The sequence below is a fragment of the Aeromonas sp. NJAU223 genome (genome assembly GCF_051125555.1).
GTDB classification, from domain to species: Bacteria; Pseudomonadota; Gammaproteobacteria; order Enterobacterales; family Aeromonadaceae; genus Aeromonas; species Aeromonas veronii_G.
Genome location: NZ_CP144204.1, coordinates 2,925,120 through 2,945,940, shown reverse-complemented (window position 1 = coordinate 2,945,940; position 20,821 = coordinate 2,925,120). Strand labels below are relative to the sequence as shown.

General features: G+C 44.8%; 19 protein-coding genes. 17 read left to right on the top strand and 2 right to left on the bottom strand.

Annotated elements, in window-relative coordinates; translation table 11 throughout:
* Positions 1-177: 177 nt before the first annotated feature.
* Positions 178-1,536 (bottom strand): ATP-binding protein, encoded by a 1,359-nt coding sequence (locus tag VZC39_RS13345; RefSeq protein ID WP_349918554.1) that lies wholly within the window; start codon positions 1,534-1,536, stop codon positions 178-180.
* A gap of 34 nt (positions 1,537-1,570) precedes the next feature.
* Complete coding sequence (locus VZC39_RS13340) at positions 1,571-2,245, bottom strand: response regulator (protein ID WP_434663145.1); 675 nt, start codon at positions 2,243-2,245, stop codon at positions 1,571-1,573.
* A gap of 991 nt (positions 2,246-3,236) precedes the next feature.
* Between VZC39_RS13340 and rfbB the strand changes: the two genes are divergently transcribed.
* The 17 genes from rfbB to VZC39_RS13255 all read left to right on the top strand — a co-directional run bounded on the left by rfbB (position 3,237) and on the right by VZC39_RS13255 (position 20,726).
* On the top strand, positions 3,237-4,322 hold the full coding sequence (rfbB, locus tag VZC39_RS13335) for a dTDP-glucose 4,6-dehydratase (protein WP_434663142.1): 1,086 nt from the start codon (positions 3,237-3,239) through the stop codon (positions 4,320-4,322).
* On the top strand, positions 4,322-5,209 hold the full coding sequence (gene rfbD / locus VZC39_RS13330; RefSeq protein WP_434663140.1) for a dTDP-4-dehydrorhamnose reductase: 888 nt from the start codon (positions 4,322-4,324) through the stop codon (positions 5,207-5,209). The genes rfbB and rfbD (VZC39_RS13330) overlap by 1 nt, the downstream gene beginning before the upstream one ends.
* A gap of 86 nt (positions 5,210-5,295) precedes the next feature.
* On the top strand, positions 5,296-6,174 hold the full coding sequence (rfbA, locus tag VZC39_RS13325) for a glucose-1-phosphate thymidylyltransferase RfbA (RefSeq protein WP_434663138.1): 879 nt from the start codon (positions 5,296-5,298) through the stop codon (positions 6,172-6,174).
* A 164-nt stretch (positions 6,175-6,338) separates the two neighbouring features.
* Complete coding sequence (gene rfbC, locus VZC39_RS13320; RefSeq protein WP_434663136.1) at positions 6,339-6,890, top strand: dTDP-4-dehydrorhamnose 3,5-epimerase; 552 nt, start codon at positions 6,339-6,341, stop codon at positions 6,888-6,890.
* A gap of 85 nt (positions 6,891-6,975) precedes the next feature.
* Complete coding sequence (locus VZC39_RS13315) at positions 6,976-7,422, top strand: adenylyltransferase/cytidyltransferase family protein (RefSeq protein ID WP_434663133.1); 447 nt, start codon at positions 6,976-6,978, stop codon at positions 7,420-7,422.
* Positions 7,423-8,028: an SDR family oxidoreductase gene (locus VZC39_RS13310; protein WP_434663130.1), complete on the top strand. Its 606-nt coding sequence runs from the start codon at positions 7,423-7,425 to the stop codon at positions 8,026-8,028.
* Between the two features lie 209 nt (positions 8,029-8,237).
* A complete protein-coding gene (locus VZC39_RS13305; RefSeq protein ID WP_434663128.1) occupies positions 8,238-9,467 on the top strand; it encodes an oligosaccharide flippase family protein in 1,230 nt (409 codons plus the stop codon).
* A gap of 348 nt (positions 9,468-9,815) precedes the next feature.
* Positions 9,816-10,994 (top strand): CDP-glycerol glycerophosphotransferase family protein, encoded by a 1,179-nt coding sequence (locus VZC39_RS13300; protein ID WP_434663125.1) that lies wholly within the window; start codon positions 9,816-9,818, stop codon positions 10,992-10,994.
* A 494-nt stretch (positions 10,995-11,488) separates the two neighbouring features.
* Complete coding sequence (locus VZC39_RS13295; RefSeq protein WP_434663123.1) at positions 11,489-12,739, top strand: hypothetical protein; 1,251 nt, start codon at positions 11,489-11,491, stop codon at positions 12,737-12,739.
* Between the two features lie 155 nt (positions 12,740-12,894).
* Entirely contained in the window at positions 12,895-13,743 is an 849-nt protein-coding gene (locus tag VZC39_RS13290; RefSeq protein WP_434663121.1) for a glycosyltransferase, read from the top strand.
* A complete protein-coding gene (locus tag VZC39_RS13285; RefSeq protein WP_434663119.1) occupies positions 13,740-14,876 on the top strand; it encodes a glycosyltransferase WbsX family protein in 1,137 nt (378 codons plus the stop codon). Before VZC39_RS13290 ends, VZC39_RS13285 begins: the two co-directional genes overlap by 4 nt.
* A gap of 2 nt (positions 14,877-14,878) precedes the next feature.
* Entirely contained in the window at positions 14,879-15,769 is an 891-nt protein-coding gene (locus tag VZC39_RS13280; protein ID WP_434663116.1) for a glycosyltransferase, read from the top strand.
* A 202-nt stretch (positions 15,770-15,971) separates the two neighbouring features.
* Positions 15,972-17,126, top strand: coding sequence for a sugar transferase (locus tag VZC39_RS13275; protein ID WP_434663115.1), 1,155 nt, complete (start codon positions 15,972-15,974; stop codon positions 17,124-17,126).
* Positions 17,127-17,131: 5 nt separating this feature from the next.
* On the top strand, positions 17,132-18,022 hold the full coding sequence (gene rfbD, locus VZC39_RS13270) for a dTDP-4-dehydrorhamnose reductase (protein ID WP_434663113.1): 891 nt from the start codon (positions 17,132-17,134) through the stop codon (positions 18,020-18,022).
* Positions 18,023-18,069: 47 nt separating this feature from the next.
* The gene (gene rfbA, locus VZC39_RS13265) at positions 18,070-18,975 is read left to right on the top strand and encodes a glucose-1-phosphate thymidylyltransferase RfbA (RefSeq protein ID WP_434663111.1); all 906 of its coding nucleotides are present in this window, start codon (positions 18,070-18,072) and stop codon (positions 18,973-18,975) included.
* 55 nt (positions 18,976-19,030) lie between these two features.
* The gene (gene rfbC / locus VZC39_RS13260; protein ID WP_434663109.1) at positions 19,031-19,561 is read left to right on the top strand and encodes a dTDP-4-dehydrorhamnose 3,5-epimerase; all 531 of its coding nucleotides are present in this window, start codon (positions 19,031-19,033) and stop codon (positions 19,559-19,561) included.
* A gap of 22 nt (positions 19,562-19,583) precedes the next feature.
* Positions 19,584-20,726: an LPS O-antigen chain length determinant protein WzzB gene (locus VZC39_RS13255; protein ID WP_434663107.1), complete on the top strand. Its 1,143-nt coding sequence runs from the start codon at positions 19,584-19,586 to the stop codon at positions 20,724-20,726.
* Positions 20,727-20,821: the final 95 nt, after the last annotated feature.

Genomic DNA, 20,821 nt, shown 5'->3' with positions numbered 1-20,821 from the left:
GGCCGGAGAATGGATCTAGGGTTCGAAGTAGCCATAGCAACGCATCCATGCAGTCGTATTTGGCTTTAGTTTATCTCATAGCCGGCAACCCCTTGCCAGCTTGTTAGTGTTTGATTCGTCAAAAAATGGCAGCTTCAGGCAGCAACCTGATGAGGGTTGCCCACTCACTCTTCAGCCTCAGGGAATGGTCATCTGGAAACGGGCGCCGCCAAGGGGAGATTCATCCACCCGAATGTCGCCACCGTAGCTGTGCACTATTTCGGTCACGACCGCGAGACCGATGCCTTGGCCAGGGGAGCTGTCAGCCCGGACACCGCGCTGGAAGATCTGCTCCGACTTGCCGGGCGTGATGCCTGGACCATCGTCTTCCACCAGAATAAGCAGGCCACTGCCTTGCCGACGTACCTGCACTTGTACCTCACTGATGGCAAACTTGCAGGCGTTGTCGAGCAGATTGCCCATCATCTCCATCAGATCCCCCTGCTCGCCATGGAAGAAGACGTCATCGTCGAACTGGAACTGGGTCTGCAGTTTTTTGTGGCGATAGACCTTGGCCAAACTCGCCAGCAGCTTCTCGATGAGGGGGACTGGCTCGGTACCTTTGCTCGCGAGGCGCTTGCGGCCGGTGACGGCGCGGCGCAGCTGATACTGGATGATCTGATCCATGGTGGTGATCTGTTCATTGATGTTGTCGTGCACCGGGTGGCCCAGTTTGAACTCCTGAGCCGTGATCTGGATGAGGGCGAGCCGGGTTTTGAGACTGTGGGCCAGATCGTTCAGCGCATGCTGATAGCGTTGGGTCTGCTGGCGTTCATTTTCCAGCAATTGGTTGACCGACTCGGTCAGGGGCAGCAGCTCCCGCTCATAATCGCTGGAGAGGGCCTCCCGTTTGCCGGCCCGGATCTCGTTGATCTGCCGCGCCATGGTGCGAAGGGAGGAGAGGCTCCAGAAACTGGTGAGCAGCAGCAGGGCACCCAGCAGGCAATAGGCCAGCAGCGCCTGGCGGATGCATTGGTAGAGGTACTCCCGGGTCTGATCCTGATAGCGTTTGGCGGAGTCGACCATGACCACGTAGTAGGTGGTGGGGCCGTCACCGTGATTGCGCAGGAAGCGCAGACTGTAGATGAAATAGCTGTCACCGTTCTTGATGGTGTGCAGCTTGAAGAAGTAATCCTGATCCAGCCCCCCCAGATACTTCATCAGGTCTTGGCAGATGGTGCCCTTGATGGTGATCACTTCCGGCATGTGCAGGCTGGACCAGCTTAGCTCGCCATCCGAGCGACAGATGAGGGTATCGAGGTTGGGATCGATGGCATCGGGGGTGATGCTGGCGAGCTCCGTGATGGCGTGGGGATCCGGCTGCTTGGAGGAGAACAGCTTGGAGAGGTTCTCCTGCATGCGGGTACTGGCCTTCTGGGCCTGCTCTTCGGCATGGCCGAGATAGAGGATATAGACGGAAAACGCCATGATGATGGCGATGACCAGCATGGCGCTCATCATCAGCTTGATATGCAGGGAGCGGCGGATAAGCTTCATCAAATCTCCCCCAAACGCCATGGCGATGTTCCGCTTAACTGCATGACAGGTTGAAGATGTAACCCTGGCGGCGGATGGTGGAGATGGGGGCGATGGTCCCTTCCGGATCCAGCTTTTTGCGCAGACGGCTCACCATCACCTCTATGGTGTTCGGATCCCCTTCACCATCGCCGTAGAGCTGGTCCAGCAACTGCTGTTTGGAGACTACCTGGCGGGCGTTGCGCATCAGGTACTCCAGGATCAGATACTCGAAGCTGGTGAGAACGGTGACTTCACCGGCGATGGTCAGCTCCTTGCGAGAGAGATCCAGCTCGTAGTCACCGGCCTTCACCCGGGGAGAAATGAAGCCGGCGCTACGGCGTACCAGCGCGTTCAAACGGGCCAGCAGCTCGTCTTTCTGGAACGGTTTGACCAGGTAATCGTCGGCTCCGGCCTCCAGCCCTTCGACCTTGTCCTGCCAGCTTCCGCGCGCGGTCAGTACTATGATGGGGAAGGGGATCTGCTGCTCTCTCAACTGGGTGATGAGATGCAGCCCGTCCATGTCCGGCAGGCCGAGATCGATGATGGCCACGTCGATGGGGTAGTCGCGAGCGTAATGCAGCGCAATCTGGGCCTGGTCAGTGCTGTAAACCTGATTCTGGGCCTCGGTCAACAGCGTGGTGAGGTGATGGTTGAGCAGCTTATCGTCTTCGACCAAAAGGATTTTCATAAGATGCATGATGATGAGGGTCCAGGCTGTCAATTAGAGAGGGTAAGAAGAAGAGAGTCAATCCGGATCCTACACGCCCCCCCTGTATCGAGACTGAATCATCCCTGCCTTCTTTCCTCATTCATTTCCCATGATGCAAAGCTGTGTCATGAACCTCGCGTTCAGGCTCGCTGTCCGTGCCTGCCGGTTTCTCTGTGTTGAGGGTCAGAGCTGGGGCAGGGGCGCGGGGCTGGTCGCGACGATTCTTATCGCACAAGCGGCTTGCCGCTTTCAGCTGACCTGTACACAGGGGCGGGGAACCTTGCTGGCGTCAGGCCACCACCGTGTGCCTGCAAGCGCATGAGATGTGTTTTTAATTGTTTGAAATTAAAAATGTTTACATTCCATGGCCTGGATGCTGGAGCAAAGCTGGGCAATCCCCGGCAACGGCGGAGTGGATTCACTGAGGGCAATATGACATGAATGTTTTTTGAATCCTGATGTCAATAGTCGCTTTCCTATTGTTTTGACTGTTCATCTTTGGGTTAAACAAGATAGAATCTGGCACCGAATCGGGTTTGGGGCGCAGATAGTCCAAGATGTGAGCAATGCAGGCAGTGGACTGCCTGGGTATGCAATGTAATGCGACAAAATTGTTAAACATCAATCAAAACAAGAAGCTGGAGGATGTGATGGCCAACAGCATGGACAATCAGGTTAAAAGCAGCATGTTGGGAGCTGTAACCCAAGGGCGGTAGCATCAGCCTTGTTTGCCTTTCTGGACGGAAAACAGCATAACTTTCTTTCCCATCAATCAATCTATCAATGTCGTGATTCCACGCTCTTGAAATTAAGCGCCAACCTGCGGAAGTAAATGGATGCTCTCGACTCCAGCCATTAGGCCATTACATCATATTACGCTTGTTCACCATGAGGTGTGACGGCATATGGTCGCCAACCATAGCCAGAAATCTCTTTTCCATTTAATCAGATTGCAATCGGGAGCCTTTCAATGAAGATCCTCGTGACTGGTGGTGCCGGTTTTATCGGCTCTGCCGTTATTCGTCATATCATCCGGCATACCCAAGATTCAGTGGTCAACCTCGATAAGTTGACCTATGCGGGCAACCTGGAGTCCTTGGCGGCTGTCTCTGCTAGCGAGCGCTATGCGTTTGAGCAAGTTGACATCTGCAACCGCGCCGAATTGGATCGGGTGTTTGCTACCCATCAACCTGATGCCGTGATGCACTTGGCCGCCGAGAGTCACGTTGATCGCTCCATCACAGGTCCTGCCAATTTTATCGAAACCAATATCGTCGGCACCTATATACTGCTGGAAGCGGCACGCGATTATTGGAACGGTCTGGATGAGGTGCGCAAGGCGGCGTTCCGCTTCCACCATATCTCTACCGACGAGGTCTATGGCGATCTGCCCCATCCCGATGAAGTCGCTTCTGGTGAGGCGCTGCCGCTCTTTACCGAAACCACTCCCTATTCTCCTAGCAGCCCCTATTCCGCCTCCAAGGCATCGAGTGACCATCTGGTGCGCGCCTGGCGTCGTACTTACGGTTTGCCGACCATCGTCACCAATTGCTCCAATAATTACGGTCCTTTCCACTTCCCCGAGAAGCTGATCCCACTGGTGATCCTGAACGCCTTGGATGGCAAGCCGTTACCGGTCTACGGCAAGGGCGATCAGATCCGCGACTGGCTCTATGTGGAAGACCATGCTCGAGCGCTCTATACCGTGGTCACCACCGGGGTGATTGGCGAGACCTACAACATCGGCGGTCATAACGAGAAGCAGAACTTGGTGGTGGTGCACTGCATCTGTGATTTGCTCGATGAAATGGTGCCGACAACCGGCTCCTATCGCGATCAGATCACCTATGTGGCCGACCGTCCCGGTCATGACCGCCGCTATGCCATCGATGCCAGCAAGATGAGTACCGAGCTGGATTGGCAACCCCAAGAAACCTTCGAATCCGGCATTCGCAAGACGGTGCAGTGGTACCTAGACAACCAGCAGTGGGTGGGCAACGTCAAGAGCGGGGCCTATCAATCGTGGATCGAGCAAAACTATGGGGAGCGATCCTGATGCATATCCTGTTGTTCGGCAAGAATGGTCAAGTCGGCTGGGAGTTGCAGCGCTCACTGGCCCCATTGGGTCAGGTTACCGCGGTTGGTTTTGATTCCACCGACTATTGCGGCGATTTCAGCAACCCGGCCGGTGTTGCTGAAACTGTGCGGCTGGTCAGACCGGATGTAATTGTCAATGCGGCTGCCCATACCGCAGTCGACAAGGCCGAAAGCGAGCGGGAGTTTGCCGAGCTGCTCAACGTAACCAGCGTGGCAGCGATAGCCAAAGAAGCTGAAGTATTGGGTGCCTGGCTGGTGCATTACTCCACCGACTATGTGTTCGATGGTAGTGGTGAGCGCCCCTGGGTGGAAACCGATGGGACAGCTCCGCTCAACGTCTATGGCGAGACCAAGCTGGCGGGTGAGCAAGGGGCAGAGCTTTGCTCCCGTCATCTGATCTTCCGCACCAGCTGGGTCTATGCCGCTCGTGGCGCCAACTTTGCCAAGACCATGCTGCGCTTTGGCAAAGAACGTAGCGAGATGTCAGTTATCAATGACCAGTTCGGCGCACCTACCGGCGCCGAGTTGCTGGCAGATTGCACTGCTCATGCGATCCGCGTGGCACAGCGCAAACCCGAGGTCGCCGGGCTGTATCATCTGATTGCCTCCGGCACCACCACCTGGTTTGACTACGCCCAGCTGGTGTTTGCCAAAGCCAGAGAGGCCGGGGTTGAGCTAGCGGTCACGCAACTTAATGCGGTGCCGACCAGTGCCTTCCCGACCCCTGCCAAACGTCCTCACAACTCTCGTCTTGATACCACTAAATTCCAGCACACTTTCGATCTGGTACTACCGGAGTGGACTGTCGGTGTGGAACGGATGTTGGCTGAGGTCCTCGGCAAGTAAATCCCCAGCTGGCAGGGATAAAACTTGAAAAGTGTAGCCGCAAGCCACCCTTTTCTTTTGCAATTTGAACATAAGAAACAAGCATCATGACCAAACGTAAAGGCATTATTCTGGCCGGTGGCTCTGGCACTCGTCTCTATCCAGTCACCATGGCGGTGAGCAAGCAACTGCTGCCCATCTATGACAAGCCGATGATCTACTATCCGCTCAGTACCCTGATGTTGGCCGGTATTCGCGATATTTTGATCATCAGCACCCCGCAAGATACTCCCCGTTTTGAGCTATTGCTGGGTGATGGCAGCCAGTGGGGCCTGAGTTTGCAATACAAGGTACAGCCAAGTCCGGACGGGTTGGCACAAGCCTTTATTCTGGGTGAAGAGTTTATCGGGTCAGACCCCTGCTCGCTGATACTGGGTGACAACATATTCTATGGCCACTACCTGCAGAAACAGCTTGAAGCAGCTGCAGCTAAAAAGAGCGGCGCTACCGTCTTTGCTTACCATGTGCATGACCCGGAACGTTATGGGGTGGTGGCGTTCGATAAAGAGGGCACTGCTATCTCTCTGGAAGAAAAGCCACTGGATCCCAAGAGCAACTATGCGGTCACCGGTCTCTATTTCTACGATAACAGCGTGGTAGAGATCGCCAAGAGTCTGAAGCCGTCGCCGCGTGGTGAACTGGAAATCACCGATGTGAACCGTATCTACTTGGAGCAAGGTAATTTATCGGTGGCCATGATGGGCCGTGGTTATGCTTGGCTTGATACCGGCACCCATGAGAGCCTAATTGAAGCGAGCAACTTTATTCAAACTATTGAGCATCGCCAGGGTTTGAAAGTGGCTTGCCCGGAAGAGATTGCTTATCGCCAAGGATTTATCAGTGCTGAGCAGGTTCGTGATCTGGCTGCTCCACTTGCAAAAAACGCTTATGGTCAATATCTGCTGAAGATGGTTGGCAAAGTCTGAACGGTTAATGGTCGGTAGGCGATGATTAACGATTAACGATTAACGATTAACGATTAACGATTAACGATTAACGATTAACGATTAACGATTAACGACTAACGACTAACGACTAACGACTAACGACTAACGACTAACGACTAACGTCCCCCGATTCCGAGATCAAAATGAACATCATCGATACTAAAATTCCCGACGTCAAAATCATTGAGCCTAAGGTCTTTGGTGATGAACGCGGCTTTTTCTTTGAAAGCTTTAACCAGCAGCAATTTGAAGAAGCGGTCGGTTATCCAGTAAATTTTGTCCAAGACAACCACTCTAAATCGAGCCAGGGTGTATTGCGTGGCTTGCATTATCAACTTCCCCCTCACGCTCAAGGCAAGCTGGTACGCTGTGTCGTTGGTGAGGTATTTGATGTCGCCGTTGACATTCGTAAAAACTCCCCCACCTTTGGTCAGTGGGTGGGGGTGCATCTATCTGCCGAGAACAAACGCCAACTCTGGGTCCCGGAAGGATTTGCTCATGGATTTGTAACATTAAGCAAGACTGCTGAATTTCTTTACAAGACAACTAATTATTACTCTCCTCAAAGTGAGGCATCAATTATATGGGATGATTCGGATGTGGCTATTGAATGGCCAATTTGTTTTTTACCACAACTATCCCCAAAAGATATGAATGGGATCCATTTTGAAAATGCAAAATATTTTTATGATTAAAATTTTTTGTGGTGAATAAGTTAATTGTTCTATATTTTTTGTTTGTGAATGTTTTATTACTATCTATGCAATATAAGGTGTGAAAATGGCCGTAGTATATGTATCAGGAACATTTGATTTATTTCATAGTAATCACTTAAAAATGATAAGATATGGGAGAGGGCTTGGGGAGACATTAATTGTTGGGGTTAGCACTGACGAACTTGTATGCACATATAAGAAGCCTCCAATCATCCCATTTGAAGAAAGAATCGCTATCGTTGAAGGGCTGAAATATCCTGACTTAGTTATTCCACAGCACACATTGGATCATACAGAAACTGTAAAGAAATTGAATGTATCTCGCTTTGTGATAGGGGATGACTGGTTTGGTAAATATGATTATTTGATAGATTTGGGGGTTGAGGTATTTTATTTGCCTTATGGCGTGGGGATTAGTTCAACAAATCTTAAGCAAAGAATTTATGATCAGTATGTCAAACTTATAAAAGATAGCGATTGTCACCCGATTCCAGAGCCTGAGGGTAAATAATTGAAGACTATATTGATCACTGGTGGAGATGGTGATATTGCATCTACGTTAGCCAAGAGATTATCCAATGATTTTAATATATACATACCGAATAAAAAAGATTTAGATGTTTCTGATGTGGTTTCCGTTGACAGTTATATGGGTGACAAGAAGTTTGATGTTGTAATTAATGCAGCAGGAGTATTATATTCATCCCTATTGGTTGATAGCGATCCTTATCTCTGGATAAGAGATATTAATGTAAACTTAATTGGTACTTATCTTGTTACTCGCAGGGCCATACTAAACTATAAAAATAGCCGAATAATAAATATATCATCTACAGCAGCATATGAGTCATATAAAGATTGGACATCTTATTGTGCATCTAAATCTGGAGTGCTGAAACTATCCGGTGGATTGGTAAAAAACGGATTTGATGTCGTTGTTTTATGTCCTGGAGCTATCGATACTAAGCTAAGGAAGGGGCTTGCAATTAATAATCCGAATGTTATGGATGTTGATGAAGGCATTGCTCCAATAATTGATACAATTAATGGAAGGTATTCAAGTGGAGATATAGTGTTTTATCGTAAAAATAATTTAAGTGTTCGTCATGATTTTTAAGTTTCCTGATAGTATATTTATATAGGATGTAATGCCAATATATAGGATGGCCCGTTACTGGCTATGACTAAATATTTAAATCTATATCTCTCCAAAATAGAAAACTTCCTTTGCCAAAATGAAGGCGTTAGCTTGAAATATATAATATATATCAAAAAGGTTGTACGAATATTCAGGAATAATCTGCAACGGCAAAGGGGGTAAGCTACGTGAGCGAGATTCGTGTTTACAAAAATATTGCATTTCTGCTACTTGTTCAGTTTTCCAATTATATAGCACCATTATTACTGTTGCCTTATTTGACCCGTGTACTGGGAATTGAGAAATTTGGTGTCTTTGTTATGGCTATGTCGATGACGAGCATTGCCATGATATTAACTGATTTTGGTTTTAATCTTTCTGGTACTCATTGGGTTGCTAGATATCATGAACAGCGAGAAAAGGTTGCCAAATATTTAGGTTCAGTAACCATTATTAAGCTATGTCTTGCCATAATTAGCTCAACGGGTGTTGTTATTTATAGTTGGCTAATGCCACAGATAGGATTCTCCAACCTAGTATTGTTTTCTATTGTTTTAGTTATTCTTTCACAGGCTTTTCAGTTAACTTGGTTTTTTCAAGGAATTGAAAAGATGAAAAATATTACAATTAGTTTAGTAACAGCCAAAATACTATATATGGCTTTAGTGTTTTTACTGATCCGAGATGAAAATGATATACATCTTGTAATGTATAGTTTAGCTGGCAGTAACATTATAGCTGCTGTGATTGGTTCCAGGTTACTAAAAAATGCCGGCTACTGGTTTTCTTTCCCTTCAATGGATTTAGTTTGGAAGGTCTTTTCTAGTAGTGTAGAGTTTTTTATGTCGCGCGCTGCTGTAGGTATTTATACAAGTGCCAGTACCTTCATTGTCGGTTCTATTTGTGGTGCTCAACAAGCTGCACTATATTCCAGCGCAGAAAAATTATATCAGGCGGGGCAAGGAGTCACAGCTCCTGTAACTCAAGCACTTTATCCGTATCTGACTCATACCCCAAATGCCAAAATTTTTTATAAGTTTATTGTATTACTTACACTGCCTCTAGCTCTCGGTTGTTCCATCATTTATTTTTTTTCAAGTGAAATATTATCATTGTTTTATGGCCAAGATTTTGCTCAGGCAAGTGACATTTTGAGAGTTTTTTTGATCTCCTCTGTTGTGACCTTTATCGGAATTAATTTTGGTTATCCGGCATTTTCAATGATTGGTCGTGTTGATATTGCAAATAAGACGGTATTATGGGGAGCTGCACTGCAATTAATAAGTTTGTTTTTGATGTATATGCAGGGTATGATATCAGCAATTAATGTATGCTATAGCGTCCTTTTTGTCGAAACCATTGTAATGTTACTTAGGATATCGTTTTTTTATTATTTCATTCGTAAAATAGGGTCGTAAAAGGTATTAATCAGAGTTTAAAAAAACTAACGGGTAACACTTTTGATATAAAAAATATATTTTTAGCTAATTATGAACTGTAGGAAGGGTAGTTTTGTTGTTCATCCTCTAGGTATATACTCCGTAGCTGTTAAATTGATGTTTTCTATTCGGTTTGATATTTCAATGCTACTTAACATATTGGTTATTTATCCGCATAGATAAAAATATATAAGGCGTACATCGTAGCCATAATATTTTCAGCAACATGATGTATTTCGCGGATACCCATCAAGAAGATTTTAAACCTGCTCCTATATTTATTTCTATTTTAATTACTTGAGGGCTATATTGAAAAATATGAAGGTGATGACACGTTATATTTTTTATATATTTAGATTTGCCGTGATAGCACTAGTGTCACTTATTCCAAAAAATAAAAATATATGGGTCTTTGGTGCTTGGTTTGGCCATCGATTCGCCGACAACCCAAAATATCTCTTCAACCGTGTTAGAGCGTTGAGAGATTTTCCCGTTAGAGTTATTTGGATTTGCAAAGATAAACAGTTGATAAATAGGGCCAAAAGACAATATGGACTTGATTTAGATATATATTATCACCTGAGTTTGAAGGGAATATACTATCAGGTTGTAGCAAAAATAGCTTTCGTTGGCCATTCTATTAATACTGATCTAAATGGAGCATTTATTGGTATTACGACTAAAAGGATTCAGTTATGGCATGGAATACCATTAAAGAAGATTGGATTAGATGATAATCTAACAGCAAGAAAATGGCATAGAACATGGGTATATCAATATCTAAATAATAATTTTTATGATTATATGGTTAGTACAGGAAAGAAAGTGTCGAGCCTTTTTGCAACCGCATTTTCTATGCCTCTCGATAGGATAATAGAAACAGGTTACCCAAGAAATGATGTTTTTATTAGCGATAAAAAATATAAAATAGAAAGCAGCCTATTTCAAGTCATATATATGCCTACGTTTCGGGATAAAATTGGTGATGAAGTTTCTTTATTCAATAGTGATTATTTTTTTGATTTTGAAAAATTAATTGATTTTTTAGTACAGCATAGAATCTGTCTTACCTTAAGAACGCATCCAGTTAACAGACCGCCGCAAAATATAATTGACAAGGTTGGTAATAGCAGGTATATCAAGATCTCATCTGATGATGATATTTATGATGTTATAGGTAATTACGATTGTTTGATTACTGACTATTCAAGTATTATGTTTGATTTTTGTCTTTCTAAGAAGCCTATTATATTTGCACCATTTGATATTGAGAAATATTTGTTGCTAGATAGGGATATGTATTTTGACTACTCGAAATTGATAAGTGGTTATCCGGTCGCAGGTAACTGGGATGAGCTACTTGTCATATTGAAAGCCATTTCGGTAGAAAGCAATCTAAATAAGATTGATACTTTAATTAAATTTCATGATGCCCATGTATTGGAAGGGGGGGAGTTTTCTATGCAGCTGGTCAATTTTATTATGAATAAATGGTATAGGGAATGAAAGTTTTTTAATTATTATTTTATACATATAAATCTATCTTATTTCTTTTGGGGAAGGAAGGGGGGAGTATTCTATGTTTTCTCTATTTTGTAAGATTATTTAGAACTTTAAATTTTCTACGCTATGCAGCTTCAACATTTTATCTTCTTCACTTCGCCTCTTCATTAGAGAAGTGTGGTTCGAGATTAAGGTTATAGTTAACCGTGAATAGTATCTCACGTATCCCAACAAGAACACTCAATATTGATACTGCATGCAAATGATTGCTGGCATCTGGCCAAACAGTACATATTTATATTTGTGTCAAATGTGTTTATGTCAGATTTAAATAGGGGGCCAAGGATGCCTACCCCAGTTATCATTGTTATTGGAGCAGTCAGTGAACGGTGCAGAAATCGAAATGCACAGATATTACGTGATAATTTCGAACCTAGTTCAAAATAAAAGTGACGAATAGATAGCCTGGAGGCGCGTGCTCTAGATGTGGATAATATATGAAAGTCTATAGATTTTTAATACTAAAAATTACGATAATATCGTTATTTCTACAAGGATGGATGATTTCTTTTTTAAGATTATTTGGCATAGATTTATCTTTCAGTATAGGTACTATTATTACTTATGCTTTATTAGTTTTATTATGGCTGGGAATATTTATAGATGGCCGCTTTAAGAAATGCTCTCTGCCATATGCCGTGATGTTGCTGATTTTTGTGTTCCTATTTTTAATTAAATTGAGTGTTAATGCTGCATTCTTTGGAGAGATTTACCTTAAAACGTTCCTATTATTTTTTCTCCCATATTCATTATTATTTGTGATTTTAGAAGTTGATAATAATCAATATTTATCTTTAATAAATACGGTAAGAAACTTAATATTGATTACAATATTTATTTGTGTTGCTCAATTCTTTTTTGAATCCTTTTTACCAAATGCATTAATTAGAGTGCCTTTAATTAACTTAGATGGTGTGGCATATCATACGCAATCATATTTAGGGGCACTGAAATATACCAAGCCAAATGGTCTGGTCGCTGCAAATCCAATAGAATTTAGCTTTTTGTTGTTATGCTTTTTATATTTCATGATGAACGTTAATCCCATTTCAGAACAACGGGGTCTTTCATCTTTATTATTTTTATTTTTTATTTTTTTCATTTTAATTTTAAATGCGTCAAGACTTTCTATCATTTTTTCTATTATTTTAGTTTCTATTACTGTATTTCGTTTTTATTCTATAACGAAAGCCTTAAGTCTATTTTTATTTTCATTTATAGTCGTGTGTGCTCTTGTTTTTATATTTTGGGAACATATTAGCTATATAGTATACCGCCTCATATTTATGGGAGATACAGCAACCTCAGATAGTGCCAGATTAGATGATATTGCTCTTGGTCTCACATACCTGCATGACTATTGGTTGGTCGGTGTTCCTGCTGAAATTATGAACACAATAAATAGAATAGTTACAGATGGTGCTTTAATGCTTATAACTTTAGATTTTGGTTTATTTCTTACTATATTTTTCTTGTTGCTATTTTTTGTAACCCCCTCATTTGTATTATCTAATCAACTTAGGAGGTATAATTTAGATGTTTTCTTGTTTATTATTTTCATTTCACTGCTAATTAATTCTGCATTTCTGAGCAAAATAGTTTTCCCTTTTTTCCTAATCATAATAGGATTGCTATCTTTAAAGAAAAATCATCATGAAGATAATTCATGTCTAAGCTCAGTTCAATAAGCTTGTAAGCCAAAATAGAGAGTGTGTAAATAGGGATTATACGGCCTTGCATTATTAAAAAAATATGACCTTCATAAAGTGGTATAAATTATATTGCGTTGTCTTAATCGTTGATGAATATATAAGGTAGGCTGATATTTTAGAGTGGTAATAAAATGAAAATGTATATTCAAGTTGTTATTTATGAAAAAGACATGAGGGATAGCTTAACATTACAGACTTTATTAAGTCAAAGAATACCTATGTATAATGAAAGCCTTAACTTTATATTATATATAGACGATAATTCTCTCGAGTCAAAATTGGATGAGTTTTTCTTAGAATGTCTACGTAAAAAATACAGTGTTAGCTATGTTCACGATCCGACAAATAGAACTCTCCGAGAAATCTATAATGAACGGATTTCAAATTTAAATGAAGAAGAATTTCTTTTATTACTGGATGATGATACTTGCTTGCCAAAGGAGTATATTTCAGATTTTCTGAGAGTTCATTGTGATTGTAAAGAGATAAATTTATTTCTACCACAAGTACAAGCGGGTGGTGGATTGTATAGCCCCTACTACAGCTATGTGTTTTTCAGTAGGAAAATTAAAACACTTGAAATAGGAATAAACTCGTCGAAGCATATTGCAGCAATTAATAGTGGTATGATTATTAGAGGGGCGTTTTTCATTAAATCAGGCTTTCGATATCCAGATATAGTCGATTTTTATGGCACGGACACTGTTTTCTCACATGAGTTTCGTAAATATGAGAATTCATACTTTTTATTAGATTCGGTCCTAGTTCATGATATTAGTAACCATCCTTCAAATAATAATATAGGGCAGTATTCATCCATATTATATAAAGTTAATCTCTTTTGGCTACGGTTTTTGAAAGAAAGGCCGTTGATCTTGTTTCTTTATGTAATATATATGTTTGCTTATTCCGTTAAAATGGCAATGAAATTTAAAAGTTTCATTTTTATAAAACATGCGATAAAGTTGCTAACAAAATGACTATGCAAGAATATAAAGTTTATCCATTTTATTTTCCTCAGTTTTATCCGACGCCTGAAAACAATGAGTGGTGGGGGCAGGGTTTTACAGATTGGGAACTGGTTAAGATATCAAAAGCAGTAAGTGCTGAGCAGGTTCAGCCGCGTATTCCAATTAATGGTTTCTATGATCAATCATCCCCTGATGTAATTAAGGCTCAAGCCACTTTGGCAAAGCAGTACGGGATATCTGGATTTAATTTTTACCATTATTGGTTTGATGGAAAAGTTCTTTTAGATGCTCCAATTAATAACATTTACTCTGATAAGAGTATTGATATTGAATACTTTATCACTTGGGCGAATGAAACTTGGACAAGACAATGGATTGGGAAGCCTAATGATATCTTAATTAAACAAGAGCATAAGCCTGATGAGTCAGTATGGAATCGCCACTATGAATATTTAAGACGGTTTTTCTTCGATTCTAGATACGTTAAAATAAATAATAAACCAATGCTTTGTATTTATAGAGCTGAATTAATTAAAGAATTAGATAAATGGGTTGATTTTATAAATAATAAAGCAAAAAGTGATGGTTTTGCAGGAGTCCACCTTATCGCTCTTCGTGCATATGATATTGTGGACGCTAAAAAAGTATATGAAAAATTCGATATGATTATGAATTTTCAGCCTAGATTTTCCATAAACTGCCATCTCAAGAAATCACCCATCTACATAAAATATATAGAGAGCGTGCTCAGAAGGTTGCCTGAAAACTTACAACTAAAATTAGGGTGTTTATACAACAAAAATTCATATAAGAAATTTAAGTATGATGACTATATATCTACAATGAAGCTAGACTCTGACACTTTTTATTCCAAACCTGTATATCCAGTGGTATTTCCCGATTGGGATAATGCCCCACGCTACAAAGAAAGAGCCACTTTTTTTTCTGGAGTATCTCTTGAATCATTTAAAACTGCATTGAGTATTGCGAAGGAAAAAGTTGCTACCCATGAGCACAAGTTTATTTTTATTAATGCATGGAATGAGTGGTCTGAGTGTGCATATCTAGAGGCTGACACTAAAACTGGTTATCAGAAATTAGATGCCGTTCGTGAAATTTTTCAAGTAAATGAAAATAATTAACAATGCATAAAGTAGCAGTTTTACTCTCAGCCTATAATGGTGAACAGTGGATCGAAGAGCAACTAAGTTCCATAATCGAGCAAAATAATATTTCACTTGACATTTATATAAGCATCGATGAATCAACAGATAGGACACTTGATATCTGTCAATCTTACACAACAAAAAATAAGAATATAACGGTATTACCATATGGTTTTAAATTCGGTGGTGCGGGTAAAAACTTCTTTAGGCTACTAGCTGATACCGATTTGAATGGTTATGATTATATCGCTTTCAGCGATCAGGATGATATTTGGCATGAAGATAAATTAACTAAGGCCATCAGCGAGTTACATCGATATGACTGTTACTCTTCCAATGTTATCGCTTTTTGGGAAGATGGCCGTGAGATGTTAATTGATAAATCACAGTTACAGTGTAAATGGGATTTTCTATTTGAAGCAGCAGGTCCAGGCTGCACTTATGTGTTTAAAAGAGATGTAATCATCCAATTTAAAACATGGTTGCTTATGCACTATGAAAAAATTGGTGATGATATCGAGTTGCATGACTGGCTTATTTATGCCTTTGCACGTAGCCGCGGATATCGTTGGTTTATTGATCCAGAACCAATGATGCGCTATCGGCAACATGCTAATAATCAAGTTGGTACTAATAATAATATTAAAGCAGCCAAAAAGCGATTTTTATTAATTAGGTCAAAATGGTATCGTAAACAAGTGATGAATATCGCTGGATATTTGGGTTTACAAAACTCAGCCATATTCAGATTTGGCCTCGCAAATGGCTATAAAGGTAATTTATATCTTCTTGTTAGAGTTAATAAACTAAGGCGTCGAACTCGTGATCGACTAGCTCTAGCATTATTCTTGTTATTAAATATTTTTTAATAAATCAGCTATAGTCTTTATTGTCGTCTTTCAACTCTAGTTCTGTGTAATAACATATAGTTAATATTTTATTTGGAGGGTGTCTTTGTCATTTCAACGTCGTCACTCACGCTGGTATGAGCGTGTATTATTCAACCCTCCAGTCTTGTTCATCTTCGGAGCTTTGCTTGCGGTTTGTCTGCCTGCCATTGAGAGATGGGGCATGGAGTTCTGGCATCACCTCGATGCTGTCCGGATCAATACTCTGAGCGGTGCCTTTGTGGCGTTTCTGCTGACCGGCATTGTGCTGCATCGCTTCCTGCGCTATCCGGGCGCGAGTCCGGTTGCATATATGATACCGACTGTGACTACCCTCTATGGTGCTCTGGTCGGGATCCTCTTTTTCCTGCGCCTGCCTTACAGCCGTCAGGTATTGTTCGAGTCATATGTGGTGGCGCTGCTATGCTGCTGGCTGGTTTACTTCATTGGTCGTCGCTACCAGACACCTAAGTATGCCTTGTTGCCCTTTGGCGACTATCAGGTCTTGACCCAGCACTCCTGCGTGCAGTGGCGTCTGTTGGATGGACCGGACTTGGGGGACGTACGTTATGACGCCGTGGTGGCAGATCTTCGGGATGAGAAGCTGGCGGGTGAGTGGGAACGTTTCCTGGCGCACTGCGCCCTGGCTCATATTCCCGTCTATCACATCAAGCAGATCAGCGAGACCCTGACCGGGCGCGTGAAAATAGACCATCTCCATGAGAACCAGCTTGGTTCCCTCTTGCCGTCCCCCGTCTATGCCTTCATCAAACGGGGAATGGACATTCTGGCCGCGTTGATCGCGATCCCGCTGTTCTCCCCCCTGATGCTGGTGACGGCGATCCTTATCAAGCTGGAGAGTCCGGGCCCCGTGATGTTCCTGCAAAACCGGGTAGGGAAGGGGAACAAGGATTTTCGCATCTACAAGTTCCGCAGCATGTGCAAGGATTCGGAAAAAGCCGGCGCCCAGTTTGCCCAGGACGGTGACATGCGCGTCACCCGGGTGGGCAAGGTGATCCGCAAGCTGCGCATCGACGAGCTGCCGCAGTTCTTCAACGTCCTTAAAGGGGACATGAGCCTGATTGGGCCAAGACCGGAGCAACGCACTTTCGTCGATCAGTTCGAGCGGGAGATCCCGTTCTACATGTATCGTCATATCGTGCGGCCCGGGATCAGTGGTTGGGCGCAGGTGGTGCACGGATATGCTGCCGATGCCGATGATACCCGCATCAAGATCGAGCACGATTTTTACTACATCAAGCACTTCTCCCTCTGGCTGGATGTACTCATCGTGTTCAAGACCATCCGCACCATCCTGACCGGTTTTGGCGCGAGGTAATCCCGATGCGGATCTTGTTGCTGGGAGCGCGTGGCCAGTTGGGACGAGCCCTTTTTTCTGCCCTGTGCCGGGATTATCCCCATTGGCGGGTGATGGCCCTTGGCAGGGAGGTGTGTGATATCACTGACCCCGATGCGCTGATCAGCGTCCTGAACCGCCATCAGCCTGATGTCATCCTCAACGGTGCGGCCTATACGGCAGTCGATCTTGCCCAGAGCCAGCCCGAGCTGGCAGAGCGCATCAATCATCAGGCCGTCGCACTGCTTGCCCGGGAAGCCGGTGCCAGGGGGGCGCTGCTGGTGCATTTTTCCACCGACTATGTGTTCGATGGCTCCGGCAACGATCCCTGGCGCGAGGTGGATACGCCTTCCCCGCTCAATGTCTATGGTGGCAGCAAGCTGGCCGGAGAGCAGGCTATTCAGAGTCTGTGTCCCCATCATCTGATCGTGCGCACCAGCTGGCTTTATGGTGGGGAGGGGGCACACTTCGCCCGAGCCATCTTGCGCCGTGCCAACGAGGGCCAGCCCCTTGAGGTGGTGGCGGATCAGTGGGGGGCGCCGACCCAGGTGGACTGGCTGGCAACGTCCGTTCTCCTGGCGCTGACACAGGTCGTGAAGGCGCCAGACAAGGGCGGCCTCTATCATCTCTGCCCCGCAGGCGAGACGAGCTGGCATGGCGTGGCCTCAGCCCTGGTAGAGGAAGGTTGTCGGCTTGGTCTGCTGGCGTGGCCCGTTCCGATAAAATCCATTACATCTGCAAACTGGCCCCAGGCAGCCCGTCGACCATCCAACTCCAGGCTAGATTGTCGACGGTTTTCCACTGTTTTCGGGATCCAGATTCCGGCTTGGGAAGTGCTGATCAGCCGTTGGCTTGCCAGTCAGTGTGAAGATGAATGACGTGGCTCGCGTCTTAATGGTTCTCTATTCTTCTCTGGAGGTGCTTCATGCACCAGCGTAAAGGCATCATCTTGGCCGGGGGATCGGCCACCCGTCTCTATCCGGCGACGCTGGCCATCAGCAAGCAGCTGCTGCCGGTCTATGACAAGCCCATGATCTATTACCCCCTCTCAACCCTGATGCAGGCGGGTATCCGTGACATTCTGATCATCAGCACGCCGCTGGATCTGTCTCGCTTCGAGCTGTTGCTGGGGGATGGCAGCCAATGGGGGATGCGTTTTAGCTACGCAGTGCAGGAAGAGCCTGCCGGGCTGGCGCAAGCGCTGCTCATCGCCGAACCCTTTCTGGCCGGCAGCTCCTGCTGCCTTATTCTGGGGGACAACATCTTCTATGGCACCGAGCTGCCTCGCCAGTTGCAGCGCGCGAGCGCCAAGACGCAAGGCGCCACCTTGTTTGCCTATCATGTACAGGATCCCGAACGTTACGGTGTGCTGGGGTTCGACGGTGAGGGGCGGGTCGAGTCGATCGTCGAGAAGCCGGCATCTCCTGCCAGTCAATATGCGGTGACGGGCATCTATTTCTACGATGCCACGGCAAGCGAGATTGCCCGGGGCCTGCGCCCTTCATCACGGGGAGAGCTCGAGATCACCGATGTCAATCTCCATTATCTGGCACAGCAAAGTCTGGAGGTCTGTTTCATGGGGCGTGGTGCTGCCTGGCTGGATACTGGGACCCATGACAGCCTGCAGGAGGCGAGCAGCTTCATCCAGACCCTGGAGAAACGCCAAGGGCTCAAGGTGGCCGCCCCGGAGGAGATCGCCTGGCGCCGTGGTTGGATATCCGATGATGCGCTCAAATTGTTGGCTTATTCTCTTGAGAAAAGTGGATATGGTGATTACTTGTTACGGCTGGTGCAACCGACCTTGGGTTTTGCAAACTTTGATTGGGATTGATTTGAAATGATATTGAGTGATATATCTTTACACTCATATCTCAACGATAACCTCTATGCATCTGACTTCCTTGAATATCCCTGATGTACTTCTTGTCCACCACCTATGTTATGAGGATGAGCGTGGCAGCTTTATGGAGTTGTTTCGTCATGAAGCCTTTAGGCAACGGTGTGGTGATTTTATCTTCGTTCAGGACAATTTGAGTCGCTCTCGGCAGGGAACCTTGCGTGGCCTGCATTATCAGCAGGAGAAGCCTCAAGGGAAGCTGGTACAGATTATCACTGGCGCCATCTTTGATGTAGCTGTTGATCTGCGAGAGGGCAGCCCGACTCGTGGACAATGGGTTGGGCAACTGCTCAGTGATAAAGAGAGCTCTGCTTTGTGGATCCCCCCCGGCTTTGCTCATGGCTTCTATGTGCTAAGTGAGTGGGCCCATGTGCTCTATAAGTGTACTGATTATTATGACTCTCGGTTGGAGAGAACCTTGAACTGGTCAGATCCCACGCTGGAGATCGCTTGGCCCCTGTTGGAAAATGCACCATTGTATTTATCGGACAAAGATCGTGATGCCCCTTTCTGGCAATAAATAATAATTTTTAGGGCCCAGTATGAACAAGCAAGTATGTGACAATGTAAACAACGGATTACCTCAAGGTTGGCGAGCTTCCTCAGGTGATGAAATCGATTTGCGTGAATTGATCTTAGTTTTGTGGCGTCAAAAGGTTCTAATTCTGCTGATCGCTGCCACATTTTCCATCGCAGGTGTTGCTTATGCGCTCTTGGCTCCCCAAGTTTGGGTCAGCCAAGCCGAGATCATGCAGCCCAACCTTAAAGAGGTCGAATCGCTTGAGCTTAATATCAACCAGTTGATCAATGCTCAAGTGCCAACGACAGCCTTCACCGCATTCGACAAGAAGGCAATTTATAATGATTTCATCAATAGTTTCAATAGCTTCAATAACAAACGTCTGTTTTTGATCGAGGAGGGATATCTTGATACCGAAGCTAAAAAATCTGAAGTAACAGATGAAAAAGGTAAGCGGCTGTTATTGAAAGGCATGGTTGAGGGAATTAGTGCAAAGGCTCCTGATAAATTGAGTGAAAATGTCACTCTATCCTTTGCTGCAGAAACTGCAGTTGAAGCCAAACAGCGTCTGGAGCGGTATATAGCCTTCATCCAGCAACAGGAGTCTATGGCCAAAGGTAAGGCACTGACAACGATCTGGCAAAACAGGATCAAAACGTTGCAGACTCAGTATGAGAGCTCCCAGTTGGATACCATCAAGCAACTGCAGGATGACATCATACGTACCGAATATGGGCTTCGTATTACTCAGGCAGCAGGAATTGATACTCCCGTTCAAAATTTGCAAGATCAGGGAAGCCTGCCTATCGATCTGGGTGCGCGCGCCCTGGCAGAGAAGCTCAAGATCCTCAAGGAAATCAAAAACCCCGAGTTCCTCAACCCGGCACTGAGTGACCTGCGTCTGCAATTGAGCAGTCTGCAGGCCATCAAGCTCGAAGAGCTGCCATTCCAATCATTCTCCTACCTGGCTTCGCCAAGTGAGCCTCTTTCCCGCGATAAACCCAAACGTCCGCTGATCGTGGTGCTTGCTGCCTTGCTCGGTGGCATGTTGGGGGTGGGGATTGTGCTGGTTCGCCATGCGTTTCGTAGACCAGAACAAGTCAGACCAGAACAAGTCAGACCAGAACAAGTCAGACCAGAACAAGTCAGACCAGAACAGGTATAATGTTTATCCATGAGCGAGAGGGGGCAATAGCCCCCTTTTTTGTTTTCTGGGGTGCACGCGAGTGGCGAGGAGTATGGGATTGAGGAACCTGGGAA